The organism is Deinococcus pimensis DSM 21231, assembly GCF_000519345.1.
Classification (GTDB): Bacteria; Deinococcota; Deinococci; order Deinococcales; family Deinococcaceae; genus Deinococcus_A; species Deinococcus_A pimensis.
The window spans coordinates 62,323-84,032 of the sequence record NZ_KI912640.1 but is presented as its reverse complement, the minus strand read 5'-3'; the positions used below and the strand labels follow the sequence as shown (position 1 = coordinate 84,032).

The 21,710-nt window shown below is 71.9% G+C and carries 22 protein-coding genes and 1 pseudogene; 15 read left to right on the top strand and 8 right to left on the bottom strand.

Annotated elements, in window-relative coordinates:
• Nucleotides 1-280: 280 nt before the first annotated feature.
• Together DEIPI_RS41385 and DEIPI_RS41380 are read left to right on the top strand one after the other, a co-directional pair.
• Complete coding sequence (locus tag DEIPI_RS41385; RefSeq protein WP_245588548.1) at nt 281-772, top strand: DMT family transporter; 492 nt, start codon at nt 281-283, stop codon at nt 770-772.
• Nucleotides 773-781: 9 nt separating this feature from the next.
• Nucleotides 782-1,198, top strand: coding sequence for a DMT family transporter (locus tag DEIPI_RS41380; RefSeq protein WP_342667509.1), 417 nt, complete (start codon nt 782-784; stop codon nt 1,196-1,198).
• A 3-nt stretch (nt 1,199-1,201) separates the two neighbouring features.
• On the opposite strand, the gene DEIPI_RS30355 is transcribed toward DEIPI_RS41380, so the two are convergent.
• Nucleotides 1,202-1,888 (bottom strand): winged helix-turn-helix transcriptional regulator, encoded by a 687-nt coding sequence (locus DEIPI_RS30355; protein WP_045234116.1) that lies wholly within the window; start codon nt 1,886-1,888, stop codon nt 1,202-1,204.
• A 144-nt stretch (nt 1,889-2,032) separates the two neighbouring features.
• Here DEIPI_RS30355 and DEIPI_RS30350 point away from each other — a divergent pair, with 144 nt between their 5' ends.
• Entirely contained in the window at nt 2,033-3,199 is a 1,167-nt protein-coding gene (locus DEIPI_RS30350; RefSeq protein WP_045234115.1) for an acyl-CoA dehydrogenase family protein, read from the top strand.
• Between the two features lie 21 nt (nt 3,200-3,220).
• Here DEIPI_RS30350 and DEIPI_RS30345 read toward each other — a convergent pair whose 3' ends face one another.
• Complete coding sequence (locus DEIPI_RS30345) at nt 3,221-5,863, bottom strand: transglycosylase domain-containing protein (protein WP_245588546.1); 2,643 nt, start codon at nt 5,861-5,863, stop codon at nt 3,221-3,223.
• Between the two features lie 156 nt (nt 5,864-6,019).
• On the opposite strand from DEIPI_RS30345, the gene gcvT reads away from it, so the two are divergent.
• The 3 genes from gcvT to gcvP all read left to right on the top strand — a co-directional run bounded on the left by gcvT (nt 6,020) and on the right by gcvP (nt 10,592).
• Nucleotides 6,020-7,087: a glycine cleavage system aminomethyltransferase GcvT gene (gene gcvT, locus DEIPI_RS0111125; RefSeq protein WP_027481828.1), complete on the top strand. Its 1,068-nt coding sequence runs from the start codon at nt 6,020-6,022 to the stop codon at nt 7,085-7,087.
• Nucleotides 7,088-7,221: 134 nt separating this feature from the next.
• Nucleotides 7,222-7,590, top strand: coding sequence for a glycine cleavage system protein GcvH (gene gcvH / locus DEIPI_RS0111120; protein WP_027481827.1), 369 nt, complete (start codon nt 7,222-7,224; stop codon nt 7,588-7,590).
• A 134-nt stretch (nt 7,591-7,724) separates the two neighbouring features.
• A complete protein-coding gene (gene gcvP, locus DEIPI_RS0111115; protein WP_027481826.1) occupies nt 7,725-10,592 on the top strand; it encodes an aminomethyl-transferring glycine dehydrogenase in 2,868 nt (955 codons plus the stop codon).
• Between the two features lie 51 nt (nt 10,593-10,643).
• Here gcvP and DEIPI_RS0111110 read toward each other — a convergent pair whose 3' ends face one another.
• Nucleotides 10,644-10,874 (bottom strand): hypothetical protein, encoded by a 231-nt coding sequence (locus DEIPI_RS0111110; RefSeq protein ID WP_027481825.1) that lies wholly within the window; start codon nt 10,872-10,874, stop codon nt 10,644-10,646.
• Between the two features lie 310 nt (nt 10,875-11,184).
• Between DEIPI_RS0111110 and DEIPI_RS35535 the strand changes: the two genes are divergently transcribed.
• From DEIPI_RS35535 to DEIPI_RS41375, 4 genes are all read left to right on the top strand, one after another.
• On the top strand, nt 11,185-11,574 hold the full coding sequence (locus DEIPI_RS35535; RefSeq protein WP_052351701.1) for a DUF433 domain-containing protein: 390 nt from the start codon (nt 11,185-11,187) through the stop codon (nt 11,572-11,574).
• Nucleotides 11,575-11,632: 58 nt separating this feature from the next.
• On the top strand, nt 11,633-12,259 hold the full coding sequence (locus DEIPI_RS0111100) for a dihydrofolate reductase family protein (RefSeq protein ID WP_027481824.1): 627 nt from the start codon (nt 11,633-11,635) through the stop codon (nt 12,257-12,259).
• A 24-nt stretch (nt 12,260-12,283) separates the two neighbouring features.
• Complete coding sequence (locus tag DEIPI_RS0111095) at nt 12,284-12,643, top strand: VOC family protein (RefSeq protein ID WP_027481823.1); 360 nt, start codon at nt 12,284-12,286, stop codon at nt 12,641-12,643.
• A gap of 82 nt (nt 12,644-12,725) precedes the next feature.
• Entirely contained in the window at nt 12,726-13,268 is a 543-nt protein-coding gene (locus DEIPI_RS41375; protein ID WP_027481822.1) for a BON domain-containing protein, read from the top strand.
• An 8-nt stretch (nt 13,269-13,276) separates the two neighbouring features.
• Here DEIPI_RS41375 and DEIPI_RS0111085 read toward each other — a convergent pair whose 3' ends face one another.
• Together DEIPI_RS0111085 and DEIPI_RS0111080 are read right to left on the bottom strand one after the other, a co-directional pair.
• Nucleotides 13,277-14,014, bottom strand: coding sequence for a class I SAM-dependent methyltransferase (locus DEIPI_RS0111085; RefSeq protein ID WP_027481821.1), 738 nt, complete (start codon nt 14,012-14,014; stop codon nt 13,277-13,279).
• Between the two features lie 7 nt (nt 14,015-14,021).
• Nucleotides 14,022-14,984 (bottom strand): homoserine dehydrogenase, encoded by a 963-nt coding sequence (locus DEIPI_RS0111080; protein WP_027481820.1) that lies wholly within the window; start codon nt 14,982-14,984, stop codon nt 14,022-14,024.
• A gap of 231 nt (nt 14,985-15,215) precedes the next feature.
• Between DEIPI_RS0111080 and DEIPI_RS0111075 the strand changes: the two genes are divergently transcribed.
• The 4 genes and pseudogenes from DEIPI_RS0111075 (at nt 15,216) to DEIPI_RS0111065 (ending at nt 18,388) form a co-directional block, all read left to right on the top strand.
• A complete protein-coding gene (locus DEIPI_RS0111075) occupies nt 15,216-15,554 on the top strand; it encodes a cupin domain-containing protein (RefSeq protein ID WP_027481819.1) in 339 nt (112 codons plus the stop codon).
• A gap of 171 nt (nt 15,555-15,725) precedes the next feature.
• Nucleotides 15,726-16,466 (top strand): annotated as a pseudogene (locus tag DEIPI_RS41370) (ABC transporter transmembrane domain-containing protein); the annotation flags it as partial.
• A gap of 262 nt (nt 16,467-16,728) precedes the next feature.
• Nucleotides 16,729-17,352, top strand: coding sequence for an ABC transporter ATP-binding protein (locus DEIPI_RS41365; protein ID WP_052351698.1), 624 nt, complete (start codon nt 16,729-16,731; stop codon nt 17,350-17,352).
• 28 nt (nt 17,353-17,380) lie between these two features.
• Nucleotides 17,381-18,388 carry an acetamidase/formamidase family protein gene (locus DEIPI_RS0111065; protein WP_027481818.1) on the top strand — a complete coding sequence of 336 codons (1,008 nt, stop codon included), beginning with the start codon at nt 17,381-17,383 and terminating at the stop codon, nt 18,386-18,388.
• A gap of 27 nt (nt 18,389-18,415) precedes the next feature.
• On the opposite strand, the gene DEIPI_RS0111060 is transcribed toward DEIPI_RS0111065, so the two are convergent.
• The 3 genes from DEIPI_RS0111060 to DEIPI_RS0111050 form a co-directional block, all read right to left on the bottom strand.
• Nucleotides 18,416-19,225 (bottom strand): GNAT family N-acetyltransferase, encoded by an 810-nt coding sequence (locus DEIPI_RS0111060; protein WP_027481817.1) that lies wholly within the window; start codon nt 19,223-19,225, stop codon nt 18,416-18,418.
• A 56-nt stretch (nt 19,226-19,281) separates the two neighbouring features.
• Nucleotides 19,282-19,719, bottom strand: a complete 438-nt coding sequence (locus DEIPI_RS0111055) for a hypothetical protein (protein ID WP_027481816.1) — start codon at nt 19,717-19,719, stop codon at nt 19,282-19,284.
• Nucleotides 19,720-19,818: 99 nt separating this feature from the next.
• Complete coding sequence (locus DEIPI_RS0111050) at nt 19,819-20,109, bottom strand: hypothetical protein (RefSeq protein ID WP_027481815.1); 291 nt, start codon at nt 20,107-20,109, stop codon at nt 19,819-19,821.
• A gap of 148 nt (nt 20,110-20,257) precedes the next feature.
• On the opposite strand from DEIPI_RS0111050, the gene DEIPI_RS0111045 reads away from it, so the two are divergent.
• Entirely contained in the window at nt 20,258-21,571 is a 1,314-nt protein-coding gene (locus DEIPI_RS0111045) for a hemolysin family protein (protein WP_027481814.1), read from the top strand.
• Nucleotides 21,572-21,710 lie beyond the last annotated feature (139 nt).

Here is a 21,710-nt window from a genome sequence, read left to right as displayed (position 1 = left end):
GCGGGCGCGCTCCACGAGGGCGCGGACGCTCGCGAGCGTGACGGGCGCGGCGGGCTGCGCCTGGGTGGTGGTCTTCTGGGTGGTCGTGGTGGTCGTGTCCGTCTGGGCGGACGCGCCCGCCGCGAGCGCGGCGAGGGTCAGGCTGAGCAGGGTCCGGTGCATGAGAACCTCCTTGCCCCAGGACACCAGCCCAGCGTGAGCAGGAAGCGTGAGAACACGTGAGGACGCGTTGCCCGTCACGTCAACCGCCCGTCAGACAGCCGTGTGGCATGATGGGCCGATGTCCAAGCATGCCCTTGGCCTCGTCCTGCTGGTGCTCGTCACGGTCGTGTGGGGCAGCACCTTCCCCATCGTGAAGAACGCCGTGGGGACCCTCGATCCGGCGCTGCTGCTCGCGTGGCGCTTCACCTTCGGGGTGCTGCCGCTGCTGCCGTTCCTGCTGCGGCCCCGCGTGGCGCAGGGCACTCCACCTCGGGAGCGCGCGCGGGGACGTTTCTGGATCGACGGACTGATCCTCGGCGCGTGGCTCGTGGCGGGCTACGCCACGCAGACGATCGGCCTGCAGACGACGGGCGCGAACCGCGCGGCCTTCATCACGGGCCTCAGCGTGGTGCTCGTGCCGCTCTGGCTGGCCCTCACGGCGGGCCGCAGGCTCGGGGCGCGGCTGTGGGGCGCGGCGGTCCTCGACGTGGCTGGCCTCGGGCTGCTCTCCTGGGAGGGCGGGCGGCTCGTGATCGGGGACCTGTGGGTGCTGGGATGCGCTGTGACGTAGGCGGGCTACATCCTCGCGATCGAACGCGTCGCGGGCCGCTGGCGGGCCCTGCCGCTCACGGCGGTGCAGGTCGTCGTGACGGCGGCGCTGACGTGGCTGTGGGCCGCCCTCACGGGGCACGCGACCCTGCCGCCGACGGAGGCGTGGCCCGCGCTGATCTACCTGGGGCTCGTCGCGACCGCCGCGACGACCCTGCTGCAGACGATCGGACAGAAGCACGTCTCCGCGCCCGAGGCGGCGGTGATCTACTCGCTGGAGCCCGTCACGGCGAGCATCTTCTCGTTCCTGCTGCTCGGCGAGACGATCGGCGCGCGCGGCCTCGCCGGGGGCGCGCTCGTGGTCGTCGCGATGGTGCTCAGTCAGCTCCCGGGCCGCGAGGACCGGGCGGGGCCGGGGCCCGTCCACGACCGGGGCCTCGCGGACTGAACGTCAGACGTCCAGGGCCGCGCGGACGGCGGGCGCCGCGTCGCTCCACAGGAACCACGTCGGGAAGGCCTGTTCCAGCGCGGGCAGGGAACGCACCCTGAGCTCCCCGCGCGAGACGGCGTCCTCGTAGCGCGCGCGGCCCAGCCAGACCTCGTAGAGCGTGGCGAGGTCCGTGCGGACCCACACGTCCGTGTCGAAGCCCGGCGGGTGGAAGCACACGGAGACGTCGTCCGGGAGCAGCAGCAGCCAGAAGCTGCGTTCCGCGTCCTCGTCGAAGTCGAACTGCACGACGGTGCGGCCCGCCGGGAGCCGCTCGTGGCACACGCGGCGCCGCATCCACCACATCAGGAGGACCGGGTCGAGCTCCTGGGGGGCGGGTTCCTCGAAGGCCCAGCGGGCGCCCCAGTGCAGCAGGGACTCCATCACGCCGCGCAGCGCGAGCCCGGCGGGCGTGAGGCGGTACTCGCTGCGGGCACCGGCGCGCGCCTCGTGCGGCTCCAGGATGCCCGACGCCTGCAGGGCGCGCAGGCGCTGGCTGAGCAGGCCGCGAGAGAGGCCCGGCAGGCCGCGCGACAGCTCGTTGAAGGTGCGGACGTCGTGCACGAGGTCCCGGACGATCAGCAGCGTCCAGCGGTCCCCGAGGATCTCCGCCGCGCGCGCGACGGGACAGTACTGCCCGTAGGTGTCCATGTCCTCCTCCGTGGGCGCGGACCCGGCGGTTCAGCTTCCGCACTGGTCCGGGAGGCGGCGTTCTTCTAGGGTACGGAGGAGGGAACGAGGGGAAGGGGCGCCGCGCGCCTCACCTCATTGTGCGCCCTCGGGGAGGGAAGGGACATGACGACCGAGGAACGCTCCACGGCGCAGACCACGCCCACGACCGACTGGACCGCGCTCGCCGCCGAGCTCGCGGCGACCTTCGCGGACCGCGCCGCCGCGTTCGACGAGCAGGACACCTTCGTGGCGGAGAACTTCGCGGAGCTCCGCGCGCGCGGGGTCCTCTCGATGGGCATCCCCGTGGAGCTCGGCGGGGCCGGCCTGGGGCAGGCGGGGCTCTCGGCCTTCCTGCGGACGCTGGCGGGCGGGTGCGGTTCGACGGCGCTGACCCTGTCGATGCACCTGCACCTCGTCGCGGCGAACGTGTGGCGGTACCGCAGGGGCCTGCCGGGCGAGGCGCTCCTGAGACGCGTCGCGGCGGAGCAGCTGCTGCTGGTCAGCACGGGCGGGCGTGACTGGCTCTCCTCGAACGGGGAGATGACGCCCGTGGAGGGCGGCTACCGCGTCACGGCGGTCAAGGCGTTCTCCAGCGGCGCGCCCGTGGGGGACCTGATCGTCACGAGCGCCTGCCTCGACGATGCGGGGGCAGGGCGGCAGGTCGCGCACTTCGCCATCCCGACGTCCGCACCGGGCGTGAGCGTCGGCGACGACTGGCACACGCTGGGCATGCGCGGGACGGGCTCGCACACCGTGCGGCTCGAGGGCGTGTTCGTGCCCGAAGCGGCGATCTCGCTGCGCCGCCCCGCCGGGGAGTGGCATCCGGTGTGGGCGACGGTGCTGGGCGTGGCCCTGCCGCTGATCATGTCGGTGTACGTGGGCGTCGCGGAGGCCGCCGCGTCGAGCGTGACCGACCGGGCGCGGCGCGGCTCACCCCAGGGCCCACTGCCGTATCTGCTGGGCGAGCTCCGGGGCGAGCTCACCACCGCCCGTCTGGCGCTGGACTCGATGGTGGCCCTCTCGGACGGCTACGACTTCGAGCCGACCGTGGAGATCGCGGACGAGCTGCTGATCCGCAAGACCGTCTGCGCCCGCGCGGTCCTCGCGACGGTGGAGAAGGCGCTGGAGGTGTCGGGCGGCGTGGGCTTCTACCGCTCCTTCGGGCTGGAGCGCCTGCTGCGGGACGTGCACGGCGCGCAGTTCCACCCGCTGCCCGAGAAGCAGCAGCAGCTCTTCAGCGGGCGGGTGGCGCTCGGGCTGACGCCCGTCGAGTCCCCGCGTCCCGCCTGACCTGCGAAAAGAAGGCCCGCCTCACGGGCGGGCCTCCTGTCGGCTCCCGGCCTCAGGGTGCGCCGATGGCGTCGGGCGCGTCGAGGTTGTAGACGGTGTCGTCCGGCGCGTCCTGCCCGTAGGGGTCCTCGGGGGCCTCCTGGACGGGCGGAAGCTGATCGTTCTCGGGCGCTTCCTGGGTGGTGTCGTCGTCCTGCGGGAACGTGGTGTCGTCCGTGGGCGGCGCGGGCTCCGGGGTGGGCTGCACGTCCTCGGGCTGCGGGAAGGCGTCGGGCTGCGCCTGCTCCTGCTGCTGCTCCTGCTGTTGCTGTTGCTGTTGCTGCTGGAGGTCCTGCTGACGCTGGGCCTCGGCCTGACGGGCGGCCTCGTCGCGTGCCGCCTGCTCACGCGCAGCCTGCTCCTGCGCGGCCTGCTCCTGCGCCGCCTGCTCCTCGGCCTGACGCTGGAGCTCGGCCTGACGGGCCGCCTCCTCCTGCGCGGCCTGATCGCGGGCGGCCTGCTCCTGCGCCGCCTGTTCCTGCGCCCTGCCGTTCGGCCTCCTGTCGGGCCGCCGTCTCCTGCGCGGCCTGCGCGGCGGCGGCGTCCCCGGGCGGCCTGCTCCTGCTGCTGCGGGAGGTCCTGCTGACGCTGGGCCTCGGCCTGACGGGCGGCCTCGTCGCGCGCGGCCTGATCGCGGCCACGCCGGAAGAGCCCGCCGAAGGCGCCCGCGCGTTCCTCCCGGAAGGCCATGTTCACGCCGCGCGTCCAGCGGGTCGTGACGCCAGCGGGCACGCGGTACGCCACCGCCTGACGGCCCGCGAGCGCGCCGGAGACGGCCTGCTGCCAGACGGGCGCGGCGACCTCGCCGCTGTAGGCGGTCTGCGGCATCGCGCCGCCCTCCTGCTTCCCGACCCACACGGCGCCCGACACGACGGGCGTCACGCCGACGAACCAGAGGTCCTTGACGTCGTTGGTGGTGCCGGTCTTGCCCGCGACGTCCCAGCCGGGGATGCGCGCGCGCCACGCGAGGCCGCCCTGTCCGCGCCCGAGGTCGCCAACGACGCCGCGGATCATGTCGAGGCCGAGGTAGGCGGTCTGCTCGTCCCACACGCGCCGGGCGGTGGGCTTGCGCAGCGGCAGGTCCTGCCCGCCGGGGCCGACGACGCGGCGCAGCACGGTCGGTTCGCGGTAGGTGCCGCCGTTGGCGAAGGTGGCGTACGCGGCGGCCATCTGCAGGGGGCTCGCCTCGACCGTGCCGATGGAGAGCGACAGACCGCCGTCGTCGGGCAGGGTGAGGCCGAGATCGCGGAGCTTCGACTCGAAGGGGGCCACGCCGACCTTCTGCGCGAGACGCACGGTGGGCAGGTTGAGGCTGTGGTCGAGGGCGTACCTGAGCGTGACGGGCCGCCCGGTGTACGTACCGGAGTAGTTCTTCGGCTGGTAGTCCCCTTCGAGCGGCAGGTCGGGAACGGTGTCGTCCTGCTTCCAGCCCTTGGAGAGCGCGAGGGTGTACAGCAGGGGCTTCACGCTGGAGCCGACCTGACGGCGGCTCTGCACGGCGTTGTTCCACTCGCCGCCGCGTCCCGCCTCGTCGAGCTTCTGTCCGACGAGCGCGAGCACCTCCCCGGTGGAGGGCTGCACGAGCGCGATGCCGAGCGTGGCGTCGTCCGGGAGGCGCGCGTCCCGGCTGGCGCGTTCGGCGGCCTGCTGCGCCTGCAGGTCCATGGTGGTGTACACCTTGAGGCCGGTGCCGCCGTAGACGGTCTTGCGTCCGAACTGCTCGACGAGGGCGCGCTCGACCGTCTGGAGGAAGTGCCCATGCTGGCGGGGCGGGAGGGGCGGCAGATTCTTCGCGGTGCGGTCCACGAGGGTGGCGCTCGTGACGTCGCCGTCCGCGTCGTAGCGGACGCGCCACCCGGCGGGCTGGAGGCGTTCGTGCCAGGCGTTGTCGGCCTCCAGGCGGGTGACGCGGCCGTCCTCCACCATGCGGTCGAGGAGGCTCCGCATGAGGGGCCGGTACGACCTGTAGTCGAAGTAGCGGCCCGGGGAGGGGATGAGCGTGGCGAGGTAGACGCTCTCCGCGAGGCTGAGGTCGCGCGCGTTCTTGTCGAAGTAGGCGTGCGCGGCGGCGTCCGCGCCGATGATGTCGCGGTGCCCGCCGGAGCCCCAGTAGATGACGTTGAGGTAGGTGGTGAGGATCTCGTCCTTGGTGAACTGGCGTTCCACCTGGAAGGCGAGCAGCGCCTCCTTGAACTTGCGTTCGGGCGTGCGGGCCCCTTCGAGGTCGACGAGGAGGGTGTTCTTGACGGTCTGCTGGGTGATGCTGCTGCCGCCCTCGACGTCGCCGGTGGCGCTCCTGAGGACGCCGCGCGCGATGCCGATGAGGTCGAGGCCGCGGTGCTCGAAGAAGCGGCGGTCCTCGCTGGTGACGACGGCGGCGCGCAGGGCGCCGCTCATCTGCTCCTTGCGCAGGAGGGTCTGGTTGACGCGCGGGCCGCTCCCGAGGTTCGGGGTGAGGACGCCCACCTGCTGCCCGTCGCGGGCGTAGACGCGGGTGGCGCCGGTGTATTCGAGGACGTCGAGGTCCTCGACGTTGGGAAGGTCGCGGCCCCAGGCGAGCCAGCCGCCGAAGAGGGCGGCGACGGCCGCGAGGGCGGCGGCGACGAGTCCGGTGAGGATGCGCACGCCCATCAGTCTACCGGGCGTGGCTGACCCCCACGTGGGCGAAAATGAAGGTGAAATGAAGACCTGGACGCGGCCCGCCGGGGGTTCCTCACGCACCCGCCCGGGGACGCGGTCCCACCTCCTCGCAGGGTCCTAACAACTGTTAGACTGAGGCTCGTGAGTCAAGACGACCTCAAGAAGACGCCGCTCCACGCCGCGCACCTGCGCGCCGGAGCCCGCATGGTGCCCTTCGGCGGCTGGGACATGCCCGTCCAGTACTCGGGCGTCATGACCGAGCACGGCAGCGTCCGCGAGCACGCCGCCGTGTTCGACGTGAGCCACATGGGCGAGTTCCGTGTCACCGGCCCGCAGGCCCTCGACTTCCTCCAGTACGCCACCACCAACGACGTCAGCAAGGTCCGCGTGGGCCGCGCGCAGTACAACCTGCTGCCCAACGAGCGCGGCGGCCTCGTCGACGACATCTACGTCTACCGCCTCGGCGAGACGGAGTACCTCGTGGTCGTCAACGCGAGCAACATCGACAAGGACCTCGCGCACCTGCGCGCCCTCGCCGCGAACTTCGACGTGACGATCACCGACGAGTCCGCCGGGTGGGCCCTCATTGCCGCCCAGGGCCCGCGCACGGCGGAGCTCCTCGCGCCACACGTCGGCACCGACCTCGCGGAGAAGAAGAAGAACAGCGTCTTCACCACCACCCTGTTCGGCTTCGACGTCATGCTCGCCCGCACCGGCTACACCGGCGAGGACGGCTTCGAGATCTTCACGAAGGCCGACGAGGCCGAGGTCGTCTGGGACAAGCTCCTCGCGGTGGGCTTCGCGCCCGCCGGGCTCGGCGCGCGCGACACGCTGCGCCTCGAGGCGGGCTTCCCGCTCTACGGGCACGAGTTCGGCGACGACATCAACCCCCTGAGCAGCCACTACACCTGGGTCGTGAAGGACACCAAGGACTTCCACGGCAAGGGAGCCCTGCTCGGCACGGCGCCCGGCGTGCGGCTCGTGGGCCTCAAGCTCGACAAGGTCATCGCCCGCGAGGGCTACCCGGTCCTCTCGGGCGGCGAGGTCATCGGCCGCGTCACGAGCGGCAGCATGAGCCCCACCCTGAAGGAGCCCATCGCGATGGCCCTCATCGACGCCGCCCGCGTCGAGGACGGCGACATCAACGTGGAGATCCGCGGCAAGGCCCACCCGGCGCGCGTGGTGCCCCTCCCCTTCCACTCCAGGTGACGTCGCAGAGACGCGCCCACGCCCCAGGGCCTCGCCGCGTACGACGGCAGTAACCCCGGTCACGCTCGTCCCGCGCAGAACGCCGACGCGCACACCATGACGTCGACCGCCCGACCCTAGATTAGGAGCACATCATGACGATTCCCGCCGACCTGAAGTACCTCAAGAGCCACGAGTGGATCCGCGTCGAGGGCGACACCGCCACCGTCGGCATCACCGACTTCGCCCAGGATCAGCTCGGCGACGTCGTCTACGTCGAACTGCCCGAGGTGGGCCGCAGCGTGGACGTCGGCGAGGCCGTCGCCGTGGTGGAGTCCGTCAAGACCGCCAGCGACATCTACGCGCCCGCCAGCGGCACGATCACGGAAGTGAACGACGCGCTCTCCGGCAGCCCCGAGCTCATCAACGAGGCGCCCTACGAGCGCGGCTGGCTGTTCCGCATCCGCTTCGAAGCGCTCGGTGACGTCATGGACGCCGCCGAGTACGAGCAGGTCGCCCAGTAGGGAACAGCCGTCAGTTCTCAGCGATCAGCTGTCAGTGACCGGCGGACGCCGTCCGTGTTCCCTGCCCTCCTCACCGCTTCATTCCTGACAGCTGACAGCTGACGGCTGATCGCTGCCCGACAAGAGGACCCCGCATGACCAAGTCCCTCCACGATCTCCTGCAACAAGACGACTTCACCCGACGTCACCTCGGCCCGAACGACGCCGAGATCGGGGTCATGCTGGGCGAGCTCGGCGTGAGCTCCCTCGACGAGCTCACCGAGACGACGCTGCCCGAACGCATCCGCTTCGACGGCGACCTCAAGGTCGGGCCCGCCGTGCCCGAGGCGAAGGCCCTCGCGGACCTGCGCGCCCTCGCGCAGCGCAACCGCGTCGCGCGCAACTTCATCGGCACGGGCTACTACGGCACGCACACGCCGCCCGTGATCCTGCGCAACATCCTGGAGAACCCCGGCTGGTACACGGCGTACACGCCCTACCAGGCCGAGATCAGCCAGGGTCGCCTGGAGATGCTGCTCAACTTCCAGCAGGTCGTGATGGACCTCACGGGCCTGCCCGTCGCGAACGCCAGCCTCCTCGACGAGGCCACCGCCGCCGCCGAGGGCATGACCCTCGCGAAGCGCAGCGCGAAGAGCAGGGGGAACGTGTTCGTCGTCTCGTCCGACGTGCACCCGCAGACGCTCGACGTGATCCGCACCCGCGCCGAGTACTTCGGCTTCGAGATCGTCGTCGGCGACGCACAGGCCGAGGTCGCCGCGCATGACGCGTTCGGCGTGCTGCTCCAGTACCCCGGCACGCACGGCGACGTCCGCGATCCCCGCGTGGTGATCGAGGCGGCGCACGCGAAGGGCGCGCTCGTCGTCGTCGCGAGCGACCTGCTCGCGCTGACCGTCCTCACCCCTCCTGGGGAGCTCGGCGCGGACATCGTGGTGGGCAGCGCGCAGCGCTTCGGCGTGCCGATGGGCTTCGGCGGGCCGCACGCGGCGTTCTTCGCCTGCCGCGACGAGTTCAAGCGCAGCATGCCGGGCCGCGTCATCGGCGTCTCGAAGGACACGCGGGGCCGCACCGCGCTGCGCATGGCGATGCAGACGCGCGAGCAGCACATCCGCCGCGAGAAGGCCACCAGCAACATCTGCACCGCGCAGGCGCTCCTCGCGAACATGGCCGCCGCGTTCGCCGTCTACCACGGCCCAGAGGGTGTGCGCACCATCGGCGAGCGCGTGACGCGCCTCACCGCGATCCTCGCGGCGGCCCTGCGCGACGCGGGCGTGAACGTGAACGACACGTTCTTCGACACCCTCAGCTTCGAGGGCGACGCGGACGCCATCCGCGAGCGGGCCCTCGCCCGGAACGTCAACCTCCGCTACGAGGGCGGCCGGATCACCCTCAGCCTCGACGAGACCACCACGCCCGACGACGTCGCGGACCTCGCGGAGATCCTCACGGGCAAGCGTGCGGACGTGAGCGCCCTCGACGCGCGCGCCGCGAGCGGCCTCCCCGAGGCCCTGCGCCGCCGGAGCGCGTACCTCACGCACCCCGTGTTCAACACGCACCACAGCGAACACGCGATGTTGCGCTACCTCAAGCTCCTCGAGAACCGCGACTACAGCCTCACGCACGGCATGATCCCGCTGGGCTCGTGCACCATGAAGCTCAACGCCACCACCGAGATGATCCCCGTGACGTGGCCGGAGTTCGCGAACATCCACCCCTTCGCGCCGAAGGACCAGACCGAGGGGTACGCCGCGATGATCGCGGAGCTCGAAGGCTGGCTCGCGGACATCACGGGCTACGACGCCGTGAGCATGCAGCCCAACAGCGGCGCGCAGGGCGAGTACGCGGGCCTCCTGGTCATCCGCAAGTACCATGAGGCGCGCGGCGAGGGTCACCGCGACGTGTGCCTCATCCCGTCGAGCGCGCACGGCACGAACCCCGCGAGCGCCGCGATGATGGGCATGCAGGTCGTCGTCGTGAAGACGGACGATCAGGGCAACATCGACCTCGCGGACCTCACCGCGAAGGCCGAGCAGCACCAGGAGCGCCTCGCCGCCCTCATGATCACGTACCCCAGCACGCACGGCGTGTACGAGGAGCACGTCACGGACGTCTGCGACGTCGTGCACCGCTTCGGCGGGCAGGTGTACATGGACGGCGCGAACATGAACGCGCAGGTGGGCGTCGCGAAGCCCGGCCTGATCGGCAGCGACGTCAGCCACCTCAACCTCCACAAGACCTTCGCGATCCCGCACGGCGGCGGCGGCCCCGGCATGGGCCCCATCGGCGTGAAGGCGCACCTCGCGCCGTACCTGCCGAACCACGCGGTGCGTCCCGTCTCGGGCAGCACCACCGGCGCCGTGAGCGCCGCCCCGTACGGCAGCGGCGCGATCCTCCCGATCAGCTACCTCTACGTCCGCATGCTCGGCAGCGCGGGCCTGAAGAAGGCCACGCAGGTCGCGATCCTCAACGCCAACTACGTCGCGAAGAGGCTCGCCGGGCACTTCCCCGTGCTGTACACGGGCCGCAACGGCCGCGTGGCGCACGAGTGCATCATCGACGTGCGGCCCCTGAAGGCCGCGACGGGCGTCACGGAGGAGGACATCGCCAAGCGCCTCATGGACTACGGCTTCCACGCGCCCACCATGAGCTTCCCCGTGCCCGGCACCCTCATGATCGAGCCGACCGAGAGCGAGCCGAAGGAGGAACTCGACCGCTTCGTCGACGCGATGCTGAGCGTCCGCCGCGAGATCCGCGAGATCGAGGACGGCCTCATGCGCGCCGAGGACAGCGCCCTCAGGCACGCGCCGCACACGCAGGACGACCTCGTGACCGCCGACTGGGAGCGCGCCTACTCGCGCGAGCAGGCCGTCTTCCCCACCCGCCACCAGCGCGCCATGAAGTACTGGCCCGCCGTGAACCGCGTGGACAACGTGTACGGCGACCGCAACTTCTTCTGCTCCTGCCCGCCCACGGAGGAGTACGCCGAGTTCGAGTTCAGCCAGTAAGACGGCTCTGCTTCAGGAGGCCCGCTTCCCCGAGGGGAAGCGGGCCTTCTCCTACCTCACCTTTGGCGGGGGCGGCGGGGAGTTCCGATCGAACTCCTCCGGGACGGGCGTGCCCTGCACGCGGACGCGCCCGTCCTCGGTGACCGTCCGCACCTCCGCGAACGCCTGCGTCAGCCCTGGCTGCTTCGACTGGGGCCCCGTCGCCTCCTTCGTCGCGGAACGGTTGCAGCCCGTCAGCAGGACCAGAGACACGGCGACCCAGAGGATTCTTCTGAAGTCCATGACACTGACCTCCTGTACGACCCTCGTGCTGAACAGCAGACGTGACGGGAGGCTTCAGGCTGTTACAGGGTGACCCGGTGGGGCGGGCATCGTACGAGGAGCACGGTAGGCCCGGTGTTCGACTCGAAGCCATGAACTTTCTCGAACTCCGTCAAGACAAGTCCTTCTGCTGATCGACGACGTTGGCGCCTCACCCTTAGGAACACAAGCCTCCCACCTGTTCTCCAGGGCACGATCCGAACGAGAAGTTTTCCCGACCTGCCTGGACATGCCCCTCACGGGCCCGACTCGCCGCGCCCACAATGGGTGGATGGACCTCCCCTCCTCCATCGTCAGCGATCCGGACGTGTTGGGCGGCCTGCCCCGCGTGCGGAACACCCGCATCTCCGTGCGGGCCGTCCTGGAGACGCTCGGCACGGAGGGCGACGTCCCGGCCGTGCTGGACGCCTACCCGTCCCTCACGCCCGACGACGTCCGGGACTGCCTCCTCTTCGCCGCCGGGCTCGCCGGGACGCCGCTCGCGTCCTCGCCGGAGAGGATCGACCGTTCCGCTCTCGTGCTGGAGGGCAGCGTCCTGCCGTACCGGGTGGTGGGCTCGTCCCTGCTGGGCCTCAGCGACGACCTCACGATGGACGAACCCGCCCCGCCGCCGTTCCTCCCACGCGAGGAGGAGGCGCGAACGCCGGACCTCGGGTCCTAGCTTGTCCGTCCGCGCGCCGCATGATGAAGTGGACGCAGCCCACCCAGGAGGTTCCGTCATGCGCAGGCTGATCGTCAGCAACTTCGTCACGGTCGACGGCTTCTACGAGACCGAGGACCGCACCCTCGCGGGCCTCTTCGACCACCGGCACCCCGACTACGACGCTGACGACGCGTTCGACCGGTACGCCGTGGAGCGTCTGAGCGAGGCGGACACATTTCTGCTCGCGGGCCGCGACTCGTATCTCGCGAACAAGGCGTACTGGGTGGGCGTCCCGGACGACCCGCACGCCACACCCGTTCGTCGGGCGTTCGCGCGGCTCATGGCGGACGTGGAGAAGGTGGTCGTGTCGGACAAGCTGACCGGGGACGACCTCGCGCCCTGGGCGCACAACACGCGCATCGTCAGGATCGCGGACGCGCGCCGTGAGGTGGCCGCGCTGAAGCGGACGCCGGGACGGGACGTCCTCGTGATGCTCAGTCGGGTCCTGTGGAACGACCTGCTGCGCGCCGGTCTGGTGGACGAGCTTCACCTCACGACCTTCCCCGTGATCGCGGGAAGCGGGACGCCGCTGTTCGACGGGCGTCCCCCGGTCTCGCTGAAGCTTACGGGCACGCGGACCTGGCCGGACTCCGGGAACGTCCTCACGTGCTACGAGGTGAGCCCGAGCGCGCACACGGAGTGATCGTCCCCCGCCCATACTGGGAGCATGCTGAGGATCGGGTCGATCGTGTGGGGCGTGCGGGACGTGCGGCGCGCGGTGGAATTCTGGACGGGCGCGCTGGACTACGTGCCCCGTGAGGAGCCCCAGGACGACTGGGCGGTCCTCATCCCGAGGAGCGGGTCCGGCGTGCAGCTCGCGTTGAAGCTCGTCACGTCCGAGGCGAGCACGCACCGACGGCATCACCTCGACCTGTACGCCGCCGACGGTGAGGAGGAAGTGGCGCGTCTCCTCGCGCTGGGCGCGAGGCGGGTGGAGTGGCGGTATGGCGAAGGCGCGGACTACGTCGTGCTCGCCGATCCGGACGGGAATCGCTTCTGCGTGGTGGAGAAGCGCCCCCCAGCATGAGCGCTCCTCCCCATCGGGCTTGAGCGGCGTCCGAACCGTCACACGCGCGTCCGGCCTAGCTTCAGGGCAGGAGGGGACCAGCATGACGGACCGGGATCGTGGACGCGGAAGGGACGAGCGGGTGGACGGCGGCGTACGCTTCATCTTCCCGGAGGACCTCTCGAACGACGGCGTGACGGTCGGCACGAACCGCGCGGACCCGCGCGACCCGTACGACTACGACCGTGACTACTACCGGGGCTTCGCGGAGACGGACCTCTACGGGTACGGGTACGCCACCGACCGCGGCTACTACGGCCCGAACGTGGAGTCGGGCCGTTCCGTGATCGCGACGATGCCCACGACGGGCGAGCCCACCGGGAACGAGCGGCGCGGCCCGCACTACGGGAAGGGCCCGCGCGGGTACCGCCGCAGCGACGAGCGCATCGCGGAGGAGGTGCATCAGGCCCTGTCGGACCACCCGCACCTCGACGCGACCGACATCGAGGTGACCGTGCGGGACGGCGAGGTGACCCTCTCGGGCCGCGCGCCCGACCGGGAGAGCCGCCGCCTCGCGGAGGACGTGGTGCTGGAGGTGCGCGGCGTGGTCGACGTGCACAACCGCATCAGGCGCGACCGGAGCTAGAGAACGGCTCACACGGCGAGCGTCCGGATCACCATCGTCTCGCTGCCCTCCATGAGGGGTTCGCCCCGGAAGCCGCCGTGCACGCGGGGCGGCGCGAAGCCCGCGTGGCGCAGGAGCCACTCCAGCTCCCAGCGGGTGAACCAGCGCTGCGTGAGCGTGTGGTGCTCGCGCGTCACGTGGCCGTCCCCGTGCGTGGTGTCCACGAAGTAGCGCGTCACGAGCGTCTGGCGGGCGTCGTCGCGGTCCTGCACGAAGGTCACGTCCGTCCGTCCGCGGGGGCCGTGGAAGGTCTCGTCGGCGTGACGCAGCACGCCCGTCGGGACGGTCCCGAAGAGGCTGAGGTCCAGCGCGAGCTCCCCGCCGGGGCGCAGGTGCGCGCGGACGTTCGTGAGGGCCGCGAGCTGATCCTCGGGGGTGTAGAGGTGCATCAGCGCGTTGAAGGGAATCACGGCGAGCGCGAACGTCGCGTCCAGCCTCACGGTGCGCGCGTCCCCCCGGACGAGCGTCACGCGGGAGGCGTCCCCGCCGAGGCGGGCGCGGGCGCGTTCCAGCATGCGCGCGCTGGGCTCCACGCCCGTCACGCGGGCGCCGCGCCGCGCCATGAAGGCCGTCACGCGGCCCGAGCCCGCCCCGATCTCCAGCACCGGCCCGTCCGCGTGCGCCGCGAGGTCCCCGTAGAACGCGAGGTCGTCGCGGTACAGCGCGTACTGCCGGTCGTAGAGCTCCGCGAAGTCGTCGTAGTCCACGCGCGCCTCAGTGCAGCGGCACGTGCCCCGGGAAGCCGATGAGGTTGTCGAGGACGTCCCCCACCATCGCGCTCGCCGTGATCGTGCCGCCCGCGCCGCCCCCCGCGAAGATCAGCTCGCCGCACTCCTCGCCGCGGTACACCATCGCGTTGCGGCTCGCGCCCGCCGTGCACAGCGGATGATCCGCCGGGAGGCGCGTCGGCGCGACGCTCGCGGCCCAGCCGTCCCCGTCGCGGCGCAGGGACGCGACGAGCTTCACGCGCTCCCCCGCCCGGCGGGCCTCCTCGATGTCGTGGGGCGTGACCGTGTCGATGCCGCGCACCGAGATGTCGGAGAGCGCGAAGTCCCCGTCCGCGCAGAAGCGCGCCAGCACCGCCAGCTTGTGCGCGCTGTCCCACCCGCCGACGTCCAGGGTGGGCGGGTCCTCCGCGTACCCGAGGCGCTGCGCCTCCGCGAGCGCGTCCTCGTACGCGTCGCCGCCCTCCATGCGCGTCAGGATGTAGTTGCAGGTGCCGTTCACGACGGCCTCCAGGCTCTCGAAGCGGCTGGCGCGCAGCACCGTGCTCATCGGGCCGATCACGGGCGTGCCCGCCATCACGGACGCCTCGTAGTACAGGTCCCCGTCGAGCGCGTACTGGCGCAGCTCGTCCCAGCGCTCGGCCAGCATCGCCTTGTTCGCCGTGACGACCGGACGGCCCGACCGCAGGTACGGACGCAGCAGGTCCAGCGGGCGGTCCACGCCGCCCATCGCCTCGATCACGAGGCCGCACTCCATCAGGAACGACGGGTCGCTCGTGACGCGCGTCCCCTGCGGCACGTCCCGCTCGCGATGGGGGTCGCGGACCAGCACGCCCGCCACCTCCAGGTTCACGCCGATGTCCTCGATGATGTCGCGCCGCGCCTCCAGCAACCTCAGGACGCTCGCGCCGACCGTACCGCACCCCAGCAGACCCACCGCAACCGTTCGCATCTCGCGTCCGAGTGTAGAGCAGGGGCGGCCCCTCGCTTCTGCCTGGGGCGGTGACGTGTCTCTCCAGGCCTGGGAGGGGCCGTCCAGCTCTTGGCGTCGTACGCTCGGGGACGGCCCCTCGCTTCTGCCTGGGGCGGTGACGCGTCTCTCCATCCATGGGGGCCCCTTCACCCTCCTCTACGGCTCCGCTCGGAACGAGGTCCTTACGGTGGAGGGGTCAAGGAGGACGTTATGCCCGACACGACCGTGAAGAAGATCAACTCCCACTTCTCCCCGAAGGGCCCGGAGGGCCAGAAGTACCTCGCGAACGGCAAGGCCATGTCGATGCGGATGTGGGAGAACGAGCAGCCCGGCGAGGCGGACGAGCCGCACGCGCGGGACTACGAGACGCTGGGCTTCGTGATCTCGGGCCGCGCGGAGCTGCTCGTGGAGGGCAGCACGGTGCTGCTGGAGGCGGGCGACTCGTGGGTGGTGCCGAGGGGCGCGAGCCACGCGTACCGCATCCTGGAGACGTTCACGGCGGTGGAGGCGACGCATCCGCCCGCCGAGGTGCATGGGCGCGATGAGTGAAGAGGGCGGCCCGAGTGGCCGCTTTTTCGTTGGGCGCCCCTTCACAGGACCGACGTGGCCACGTTCACGCGGCGCGGGCGGGGGTAGCCTCGGGGGGTGCCTGCCGACGACCGCGTGACGCGCCGCCTCTACACCCTCGTCCTTCCCTACCGCCGCACGGTCGCGCTGGGCATGCTGTGCCTGCTGGGGTCCGTGGCGGCGGAACTGACGCCGCCGCTGATCTGGCGCAACGTGGTGGACGTGGGCCTCGCGCGGCGCGACCTGGGGTACGTGGCGTGGCAGCTCGTGATCCTCGTGGCGCTGTTCGCGGTGGGGCAGGTGCTGAGCGCGTGGCGGGGACTGCTGCTGGAACGCGCGGGGCAGCAGCTGACGCTGGACCTGCGCCTGAAGCTGTACGCGAAGCTGCAGGGGCAGTCGGCGGCGTACTTCTCGCGGCACCGCACGGGCGATCTGCTGTCGCGCGTCACGGCGGACGTGGAGGGCGTGCAGGACGTGCTGGTGCGCGGCACGGACGCGGTCGTCGCGAACGCGCTGCGCCTCGTCGGGGTGGCGGGCATCTTCATCGCGCTGCAGCCCCTGCTCGGCGTGGTGGTGCTGCTGCCGATGGTGGCGGTCGGGCTGCTGCTCACGCGCTACAACCGGAACGTGCGGCCCACGTACCGCGCGGCGCGCGCGCGGCTCGGGAACCTCGGGGCGGTCATCGCGGACGGGCTGGGCGGTGTGCGCGTCATCCAGTCCTTCGCGCGCGAACGGCAGGAGACGGAGCGCGTCGCGACGATCGGGCGGGCGCTGTACGAGGATCAGCTGGAGGCGGTGCGGCTGCGCAACCGCGTCTTCCCGGTCATCCGCTTCGTGTCGAACTTCGGGAACGTGCTGATGCTCGGCGGGGGCGTGCTGCTGATCCTGCGGGGGCAGTTCACGCTGGGCGGACTGCTGGCGTACCGGGGGTACGGGCGGTACTTCTTCGGCCCGATCGACGACCTGGTGAGCATCAACGATCTCGTGCAGCGCGCGGAGGCGGCGGGCCGAAGGCTGTTCGAGGTGCTCGACGCGCCCGAGGACGTGCGCGACGCGCCCGGCGCGCGTGAGCTGCCGCGTCCGCTGCGCGGCGACCTGCGCTTCGAGGACGTGCGCTTCTCCTACGCGGAGGAGGAGGGCGGCGCGCGGCAGCGAGGTGCTGCGCGGCCTGACGCTGCACGTGCGGCCCGGGGAGCGCGTCGCGATCCTGGGGGAGTCCGGGGCGGGCAAGTCCACGCTGCTGGGTCTCGTGAACCGCACGCACGACCCCACGTCGGGCGTGGTGCGGATCGACGGGGTGGACCTGCGGGACGTGACGCTCGCGTCCCTGCGGTCGCAGGTGGGCGTGGTGCAGCAGGACACGTTCCTGTTCCACGCGTCCGTGCGGGACAACGTGCGCTTCGCGCGCCCCGACGCGACGGACGCGCAGGTGGAGGCGGCCCTCGCGGCGGCGCGGGCGCTGGACTTCGTGCGGGCGCTTCCGGGGGGTCTGGACACGGTGGTGGGCGAGCGCGGCGTGAAGCTGTCGGGCGGTCAGCGGCAGCGTCTGTCGATCGCGCGGACGCTCCTCGCGGACCCGCCGATGCTGCTGCTGGACGAACCGACGAGCGCGGTGGACCCGGAGTCGGAGGCGTTGATCGTGGAGGCGCTCGAACGGCTCCTCGCGGGACGCACGGCGCTGATCGTGACGCACCGCCCGTCGCTGGCTCGCGGAGCGGACCGCGTGCTGGTGATGAGGGACGGCGTGGTGGACCGCGAGGAGCGTCCCGCCCTGTCCTGACCCGGGGTGTCGTAGGCTGTCCTCGACCATGACGGACACCCCTTCCGCGCGCCTCGGCGCCGACGCCATCCACACCTTCTGGGACGCCTCGCTGCCGCCCGCCCTGACCGTGCGTCCGGGCGAGACGGTGGTCTTCTCGACGCTGGACGCGTCCTTCGGGGGCGTCGCGCGGCGCGTGCGGGACGGCGGGGAGCCGCACGCGGGCGCGGACCTGCGGGCGCTCGTCGAGGCGCACGCGTATGACGAGCGGGACCTGCCGCGCGGGCACCCGCTGCCGGGTCCGGTGTTCGTGGAGGGCGCGGAGCCGGGCGACGCGCTCGTGGTGGAGGTGCTGTCGGTGGAGACGGGCGCGTGGGGCTGGACGTCGTGCCGTCCGCGCGGCATCGGCCTGCTCGACGGGGTGCTGGAGCGCGAGGGCCTCCTCACGGAGCCGCGCACGAGGTTGTGGGACCTGCGCGGCGGGGACGTCGCCGAGTTCGCGCCGGGCGTGCGCGTCCCGCTCGCGCCGTTCTGCGGCGTGATGGGCGTCGCGCCCGGGGAGCCGGGCCGTCACCCGACGAGCCCGCCGCGCCGGGTGGGCGGCAACATGGACGTGCGTCAGCTCGTGGCGGGCAGCGTGCTGCGTCTGCCGGTGGAGGTGCCGGGCGCGCTCTTCAGCGTCGGGGACGTGCACGGCGCGCAGGGCGACGGCGAGCTGTGCGGGACGGGCATCGAGACGGACGGCACGGTGACGCTGCGCTTCACGCTGGAGCGGGGCTCGCCCGTGACGACGCCGCACGTGCTGGTGCCGCCGCGCATCGACACGCGCCTCGACCGGCTGGGCTGGTACGCCACCACGGGCCATGCGCCCGACCTGATGGAGGCCGCGCGGATCGCGGTGCGGGAGATGCTGTCGCACGTGTCGCGCACGTACGGCATGGACGCCCTGGACGCGTACCTGCTCGCGAGCGCCTGCGTGGACCTGCGGATCAGCCAGCTGGTGGACGCGCCGAACTGGACGGTGAGCGCGCTGCTGCCCCTCGAAGTGTTCGGGTGAGGCCCCGCCCGGGGGCGGGGTGACGCCTCAGCCTGCCCCGGGTTCCGTCCTGAGGAGCATCTGCTGCCGCTCGTACGGCCGGAAGCCGACGTCCGCGTACACGTCCTTCGCGAAGTAGTGGTCGTCCGCGACGATCACGAAGTCGCGCGCGCCGAGCGTCTCGCGGGCGTGCTCCCCGGCGAGGTGCGTGAGGGTGCCGCACAGGCCCCGGCGGCGGAATTTCGGGAGGGTGCCGACCGACTGGTAGCGCGCGAGGCCGTCCACGACGAACACGCCGAGGTCGGCGGCGAGCTCGCCGTCCACGAAGGCGCCGTACCAGTGGCCCATCCCGGCGCGCGTCATGGCGCGGTAGCGGCGCATCTGCTGCGTCTTGAAGACGCGGTACTGCTCGGCGTCCCAGCGGTCCTCCTTCGTGGCGATCTGGCATTCGAGCACCTGCGCCCACTCGTCGTCGTCGTCGCGGATGGGGCGGAACTCCGCCTCGCGGTTCGGGCGCTTCGGCGGGTGCAGGTCGCGGGTGGCCATCACGAGGTTCTCCTCCAGCGCGTAGCCCGCCGCGAGGAACTCCGTGAGGTCGGGCTGCTCGCGTGTGTTCGTGTCCCAGCCGAGGAGGACGTGCCGCGTGAGGGGCGGCGCGCCGACCTCGCTCGCGAAGCGGGCCTCCCAGCCGGCGAGGTCGCCCGCGCGGGGCGGGCGGTCGAAGACGAGGAAGTTCCCGAAGAAGTGCCCGGGGTTGTTGGGGTTCGTGACCTTCACGGCGTCCCCGAGGTCACGGACGACGCCGTCGAAGGCGATGAGCATGGCGTCCGTCCGGAAGCCGAGCGAGTGGAGGTCCATGAGGCCAAGTGTACGGACGCGCGGGCAGGCTCAGGAATTCGCCATCTGGCGCATCCTCACAGGCCGGACGCCGTGACGCGCCGCGTCCACAGCGCGAGGTACACGAGGGCCGCGAGGAGCGTCAGCGCGGCGGGCGCGAGGTGGAAGGGACCCCAGCCGCCCACGTCGCGCCACTGGACGTTCAGCGTGGCCGCCGCGAGCGTCACGACGGTCGCGGCGAGGTACAGGTGCCGTTCGTGACGGGTGTCGTAGAGCCGCACGCGCGGCGAGGGGTCCGTCATCGCGTCGCGCGCCTCGATCCAGCGGATGAGCAGCACGAGGCCCGTCACGAAGGTCAGGAACGCGACGCCCATCGTCGCGAAGCCCGGCAGCAGGCCGAGGTTGAGGTCCAGCACGCCCAGCGCGAGCTGCATGAGGCCGCCGACGATGCACAGGACGGCCCCGGCCAGCGCGCCGCGGGACGCGTAGGCGGGCACGTCGCCGAGTTCCTGCATGCGGTCTCCTCCGTCGGGTGACGTTCGTGCCCGCAGCGTAGGCCCTCGCCGGGCGGCGGAGGTGAGCGCCGCCCACGAACGCCCGCCGAGAATGAACGCCTACAGGCAGGTGCCGCCGCGCCAGGTGAGGTCGCCCGTGACGTTCACGGTCTCCTCGAAGGCGAGGTCGTTGTCGACGTTGAAGGTGTGCTGGCCGCGCGGGACGCCGAAGCTGCGCACGCCCCCACCGGGGATCGTGCCGACGTTCTGCCCGTCGATGAAGACGGTGGCGGTCGTGAGGCAGGCGCGGTTGTCGACGGTGACGCTGGGGTCGCGCGCGAAGACGGTGAAGCCGGGCGCGCAGGCGGTGAGGGCGAGCAGAAGGAGGGCGGACGTGAGCAGTGGTTTCATGAAGCGGGAACGCTCCTTTCTCCTTCCTCCATGTTCGGTCCGCGTGTGCGTGGGGCGTGTGAGGCGGCTGACGGACCCTTGAGGGGTCGTCTTGAGCGTGCCGAGAGCGGCGCGGGGACCGCGCGCGGCCCTCGCGTACACTGGGCGGGTGGGAACGATCGGGCTGGAAATCGCCGTGATCCTCGTGCTGACCCTCGCGAACGGCCTGTTCGCCGCGAGCGAGCTCGCGCTGGTGTCGGCGCGCCGCTCACGGCTGGAGGGCCTCGCGGAGGGCGGCAACGGTCGCGCGCGGCTCGCGCTGTCGCTCGCGGAGCGGCCCGGCACGCTGCTGTCCACCGTGCAGGTCGGAATCACGCTCATCACGATCGTCAACTCGATCTTCGCGGGCGAGCGGCTCGTGCGGTACCTGGAGCCGCCACTGCGGCCCGCGCTGGGCGCGTACGCGGGCACCGTCGCGTACGTGCTGGTCGTGCTGATCGTGACGTTCGTGTCGCTGGTGCTGGGCGAACTCGCGCCGAAGAGGATGGCGCTGCGCGACCCGGAGGGCCTCGCGCTCACCGTGGCGCCGCTGATGCGCTTCCTGGAGGTCGTGGCGCGGCCCGTGGTGTGGCTGCTGGAGCGCACCTCGTCGGGGCTGCTGTGGCTCGTCGGCGTGCGGGGCGAGCGGCAGGACGTCGTCACGGAGGAGGACGTGCGCGCCCTCGTGGAGCAGGCGACGGAGAGCGGCAGCCTGGAGAGCGAGGAGAGCGCCCTGATCGAGCGGGTGCTGCGCTTCACGGACCGCCGCGTCCGCGAGGTGATGACGCCGCGCGTGGAGCTCGTGATGCTCGACGTGGCCCGTCCCGTCCCGGCGGTGCTGGAGGACGCGCTGCGCTTCGGTCACACGCGCTACCCCATCCACGAGGGCAACCCGGAGCGCGTGACGGGCCTCGTGCGGCGCGACGATCTGCTCGCGCTGGCGCTCGACCCGAACCTGCCGCTCGCGGACGTGGTGCACGAGCCGCTGTACGTCCCGGAGAACGCGTGGGCGCAGGACGTGCTGACGCAGCTCAACCAGCGCCGCCTGTACGAGGCGCTCGTCGTGGACGAGTACGGCGACATCGCGGGGCTCGTGACCGCCAACGACCTCATCTCGGAGCTCGTCGGGGTGTTCGGCGACGGTCAGGAGGAGGACCAGTCGATCGTGCGGCGCGAGGACGGCTCGTGGCTGGTGGACGGCGGCGTCGCCATGCACGACCTGCGCGAGGTGCTGGACCTGCCCGAGCAGGAGGAGGAGGAGTTCACCACGCTCGCCGGGTACGTCCTCGCGCGGACCGGCGCGATTCCGGTGGTGGGCGAGCGGGTGGAGGTGGACGGCTGGACGCTGGAGGTGATGGACCTCGACGGGTTGCGCGTGGACCGGCTCCTCGTGATCCCGCCGGAGGGCCACCTGCCGCCCGGCGTGACGCAGGAGGGCACCTGAGCGCCGCTTGATTTCCACGCGGGCGGGCGGTCAAGATGCAGGTCATGCCGCGCTCCCTGCCGCGTTCCGCCCGGCTGGGCCTGCTCGCCGCCGTCCTCGCGGTGAGCCTGCCGCAGGCCGTCCCGGCGGTGCTGCTGCG

Coding starts and splice junctions, on each gene's coding strand:
- DEIPI_RS41385 (WP_245588548.1), top strand. CDS start 281: ATGTCCAAGCATGCCCTTGGCCTCGTCCTGCTGGTGCTCGTCACGGTC.
- DEIPI_RS30355 (WP_045234116.1), bottom strand. CDS start 1,888: ATGGACACCTACGGGCAGTACTGTCCCGTCGCGCGCGCGGCGGAGATC.
- DEIPI_RS30350 (WP_045234115.1), top strand. CDS start 2,033: ATGACGACCGAGGAACGCTCCACGGCGCAGACCACGCCCACGACCGAC.
- gcvH (WP_027481827.1), top strand. CDS start 7,222: ATGACGATTCCCGCCGACCTGAAGTACCTCAAGAGCCACGAGTGGATC.
- gcvP (WP_027481826.1), top strand. CDS start 7,725: ATGACCAAGTCCCTCCACGATCTCCTGCAACAAGACGACTTCACCCGA.
- DEIPI_RS0111110 (WP_027481825.1), bottom strand. CDS start 10,874: ATGGACTTCAGAAGAATCCTCTGGGTCGCCGTGTCTCTGGTCCTGCTG.
- DEIPI_RS35535 (WP_052351701.1), top strand. CDS start 11,185: ATGGACCTCCCCTCCTCCATCGTCAGCGATCCGGACGTGTTGGGCGGC.
- DEIPI_RS0111100 (WP_027481824.1), top strand. CDS start 11,633: ATGCGCAGGCTGATCGTCAGCAACTTCGTCACGGTCGACGGCTTCTAC.
- DEIPI_RS0111095 (WP_027481823.1), top strand. CDS start 12,284: ATGCTGAGGATCGGGTCGATCGTGTGGGGCGTGCGGGACGTGCGGCGC.
- DEIPI_RS41375 (WP_027481822.1), top strand. CDS start 12,726: ATGACGGACCGGGATCGTGGACGCGGAAGGGACGAGCGGGTGGACGGC.
- DEIPI_RS0111080 (WP_027481820.1), bottom strand. CDS start 14,984: ATGCGAACGGTTGCGGTGGGTCTGCTGGGGTGCGGTACGGTCGGCGCG.
- DEIPI_RS0111075 (WP_027481819.1), top strand. CDS start 15,216: ATGCCCGACACGACCGTGAAGAAGATCAACTCCCACTTCTCCCCGAAG.
- DEIPI_RS0111065 (WP_027481818.1), top strand. CDS start 17,381: ATGACGGACACCCCTTCCGCGCGCCTCGGCGCCGACGCCATCCACACC.
- DEIPI_RS0111060 (WP_027481817.1), bottom strand. CDS start 19,225: ATGGACCTCCACTCGCTCGGCTTCCGGACGGACGCCATGCTCATCGCC.
- DEIPI_RS0111055 (WP_027481816.1), bottom strand. CDS start 19,719: ATGCAGGAACTCGGCGACGTGCCCGCCTACGCGTCCCGCGGCGCGCTG.
- DEIPI_RS0111050 (WP_027481815.1), bottom strand. CDS start 20,109: ATGAAACCACTGCTCACGTCCGCCCTCCTTCTGCTCGCCCTCACCGCC.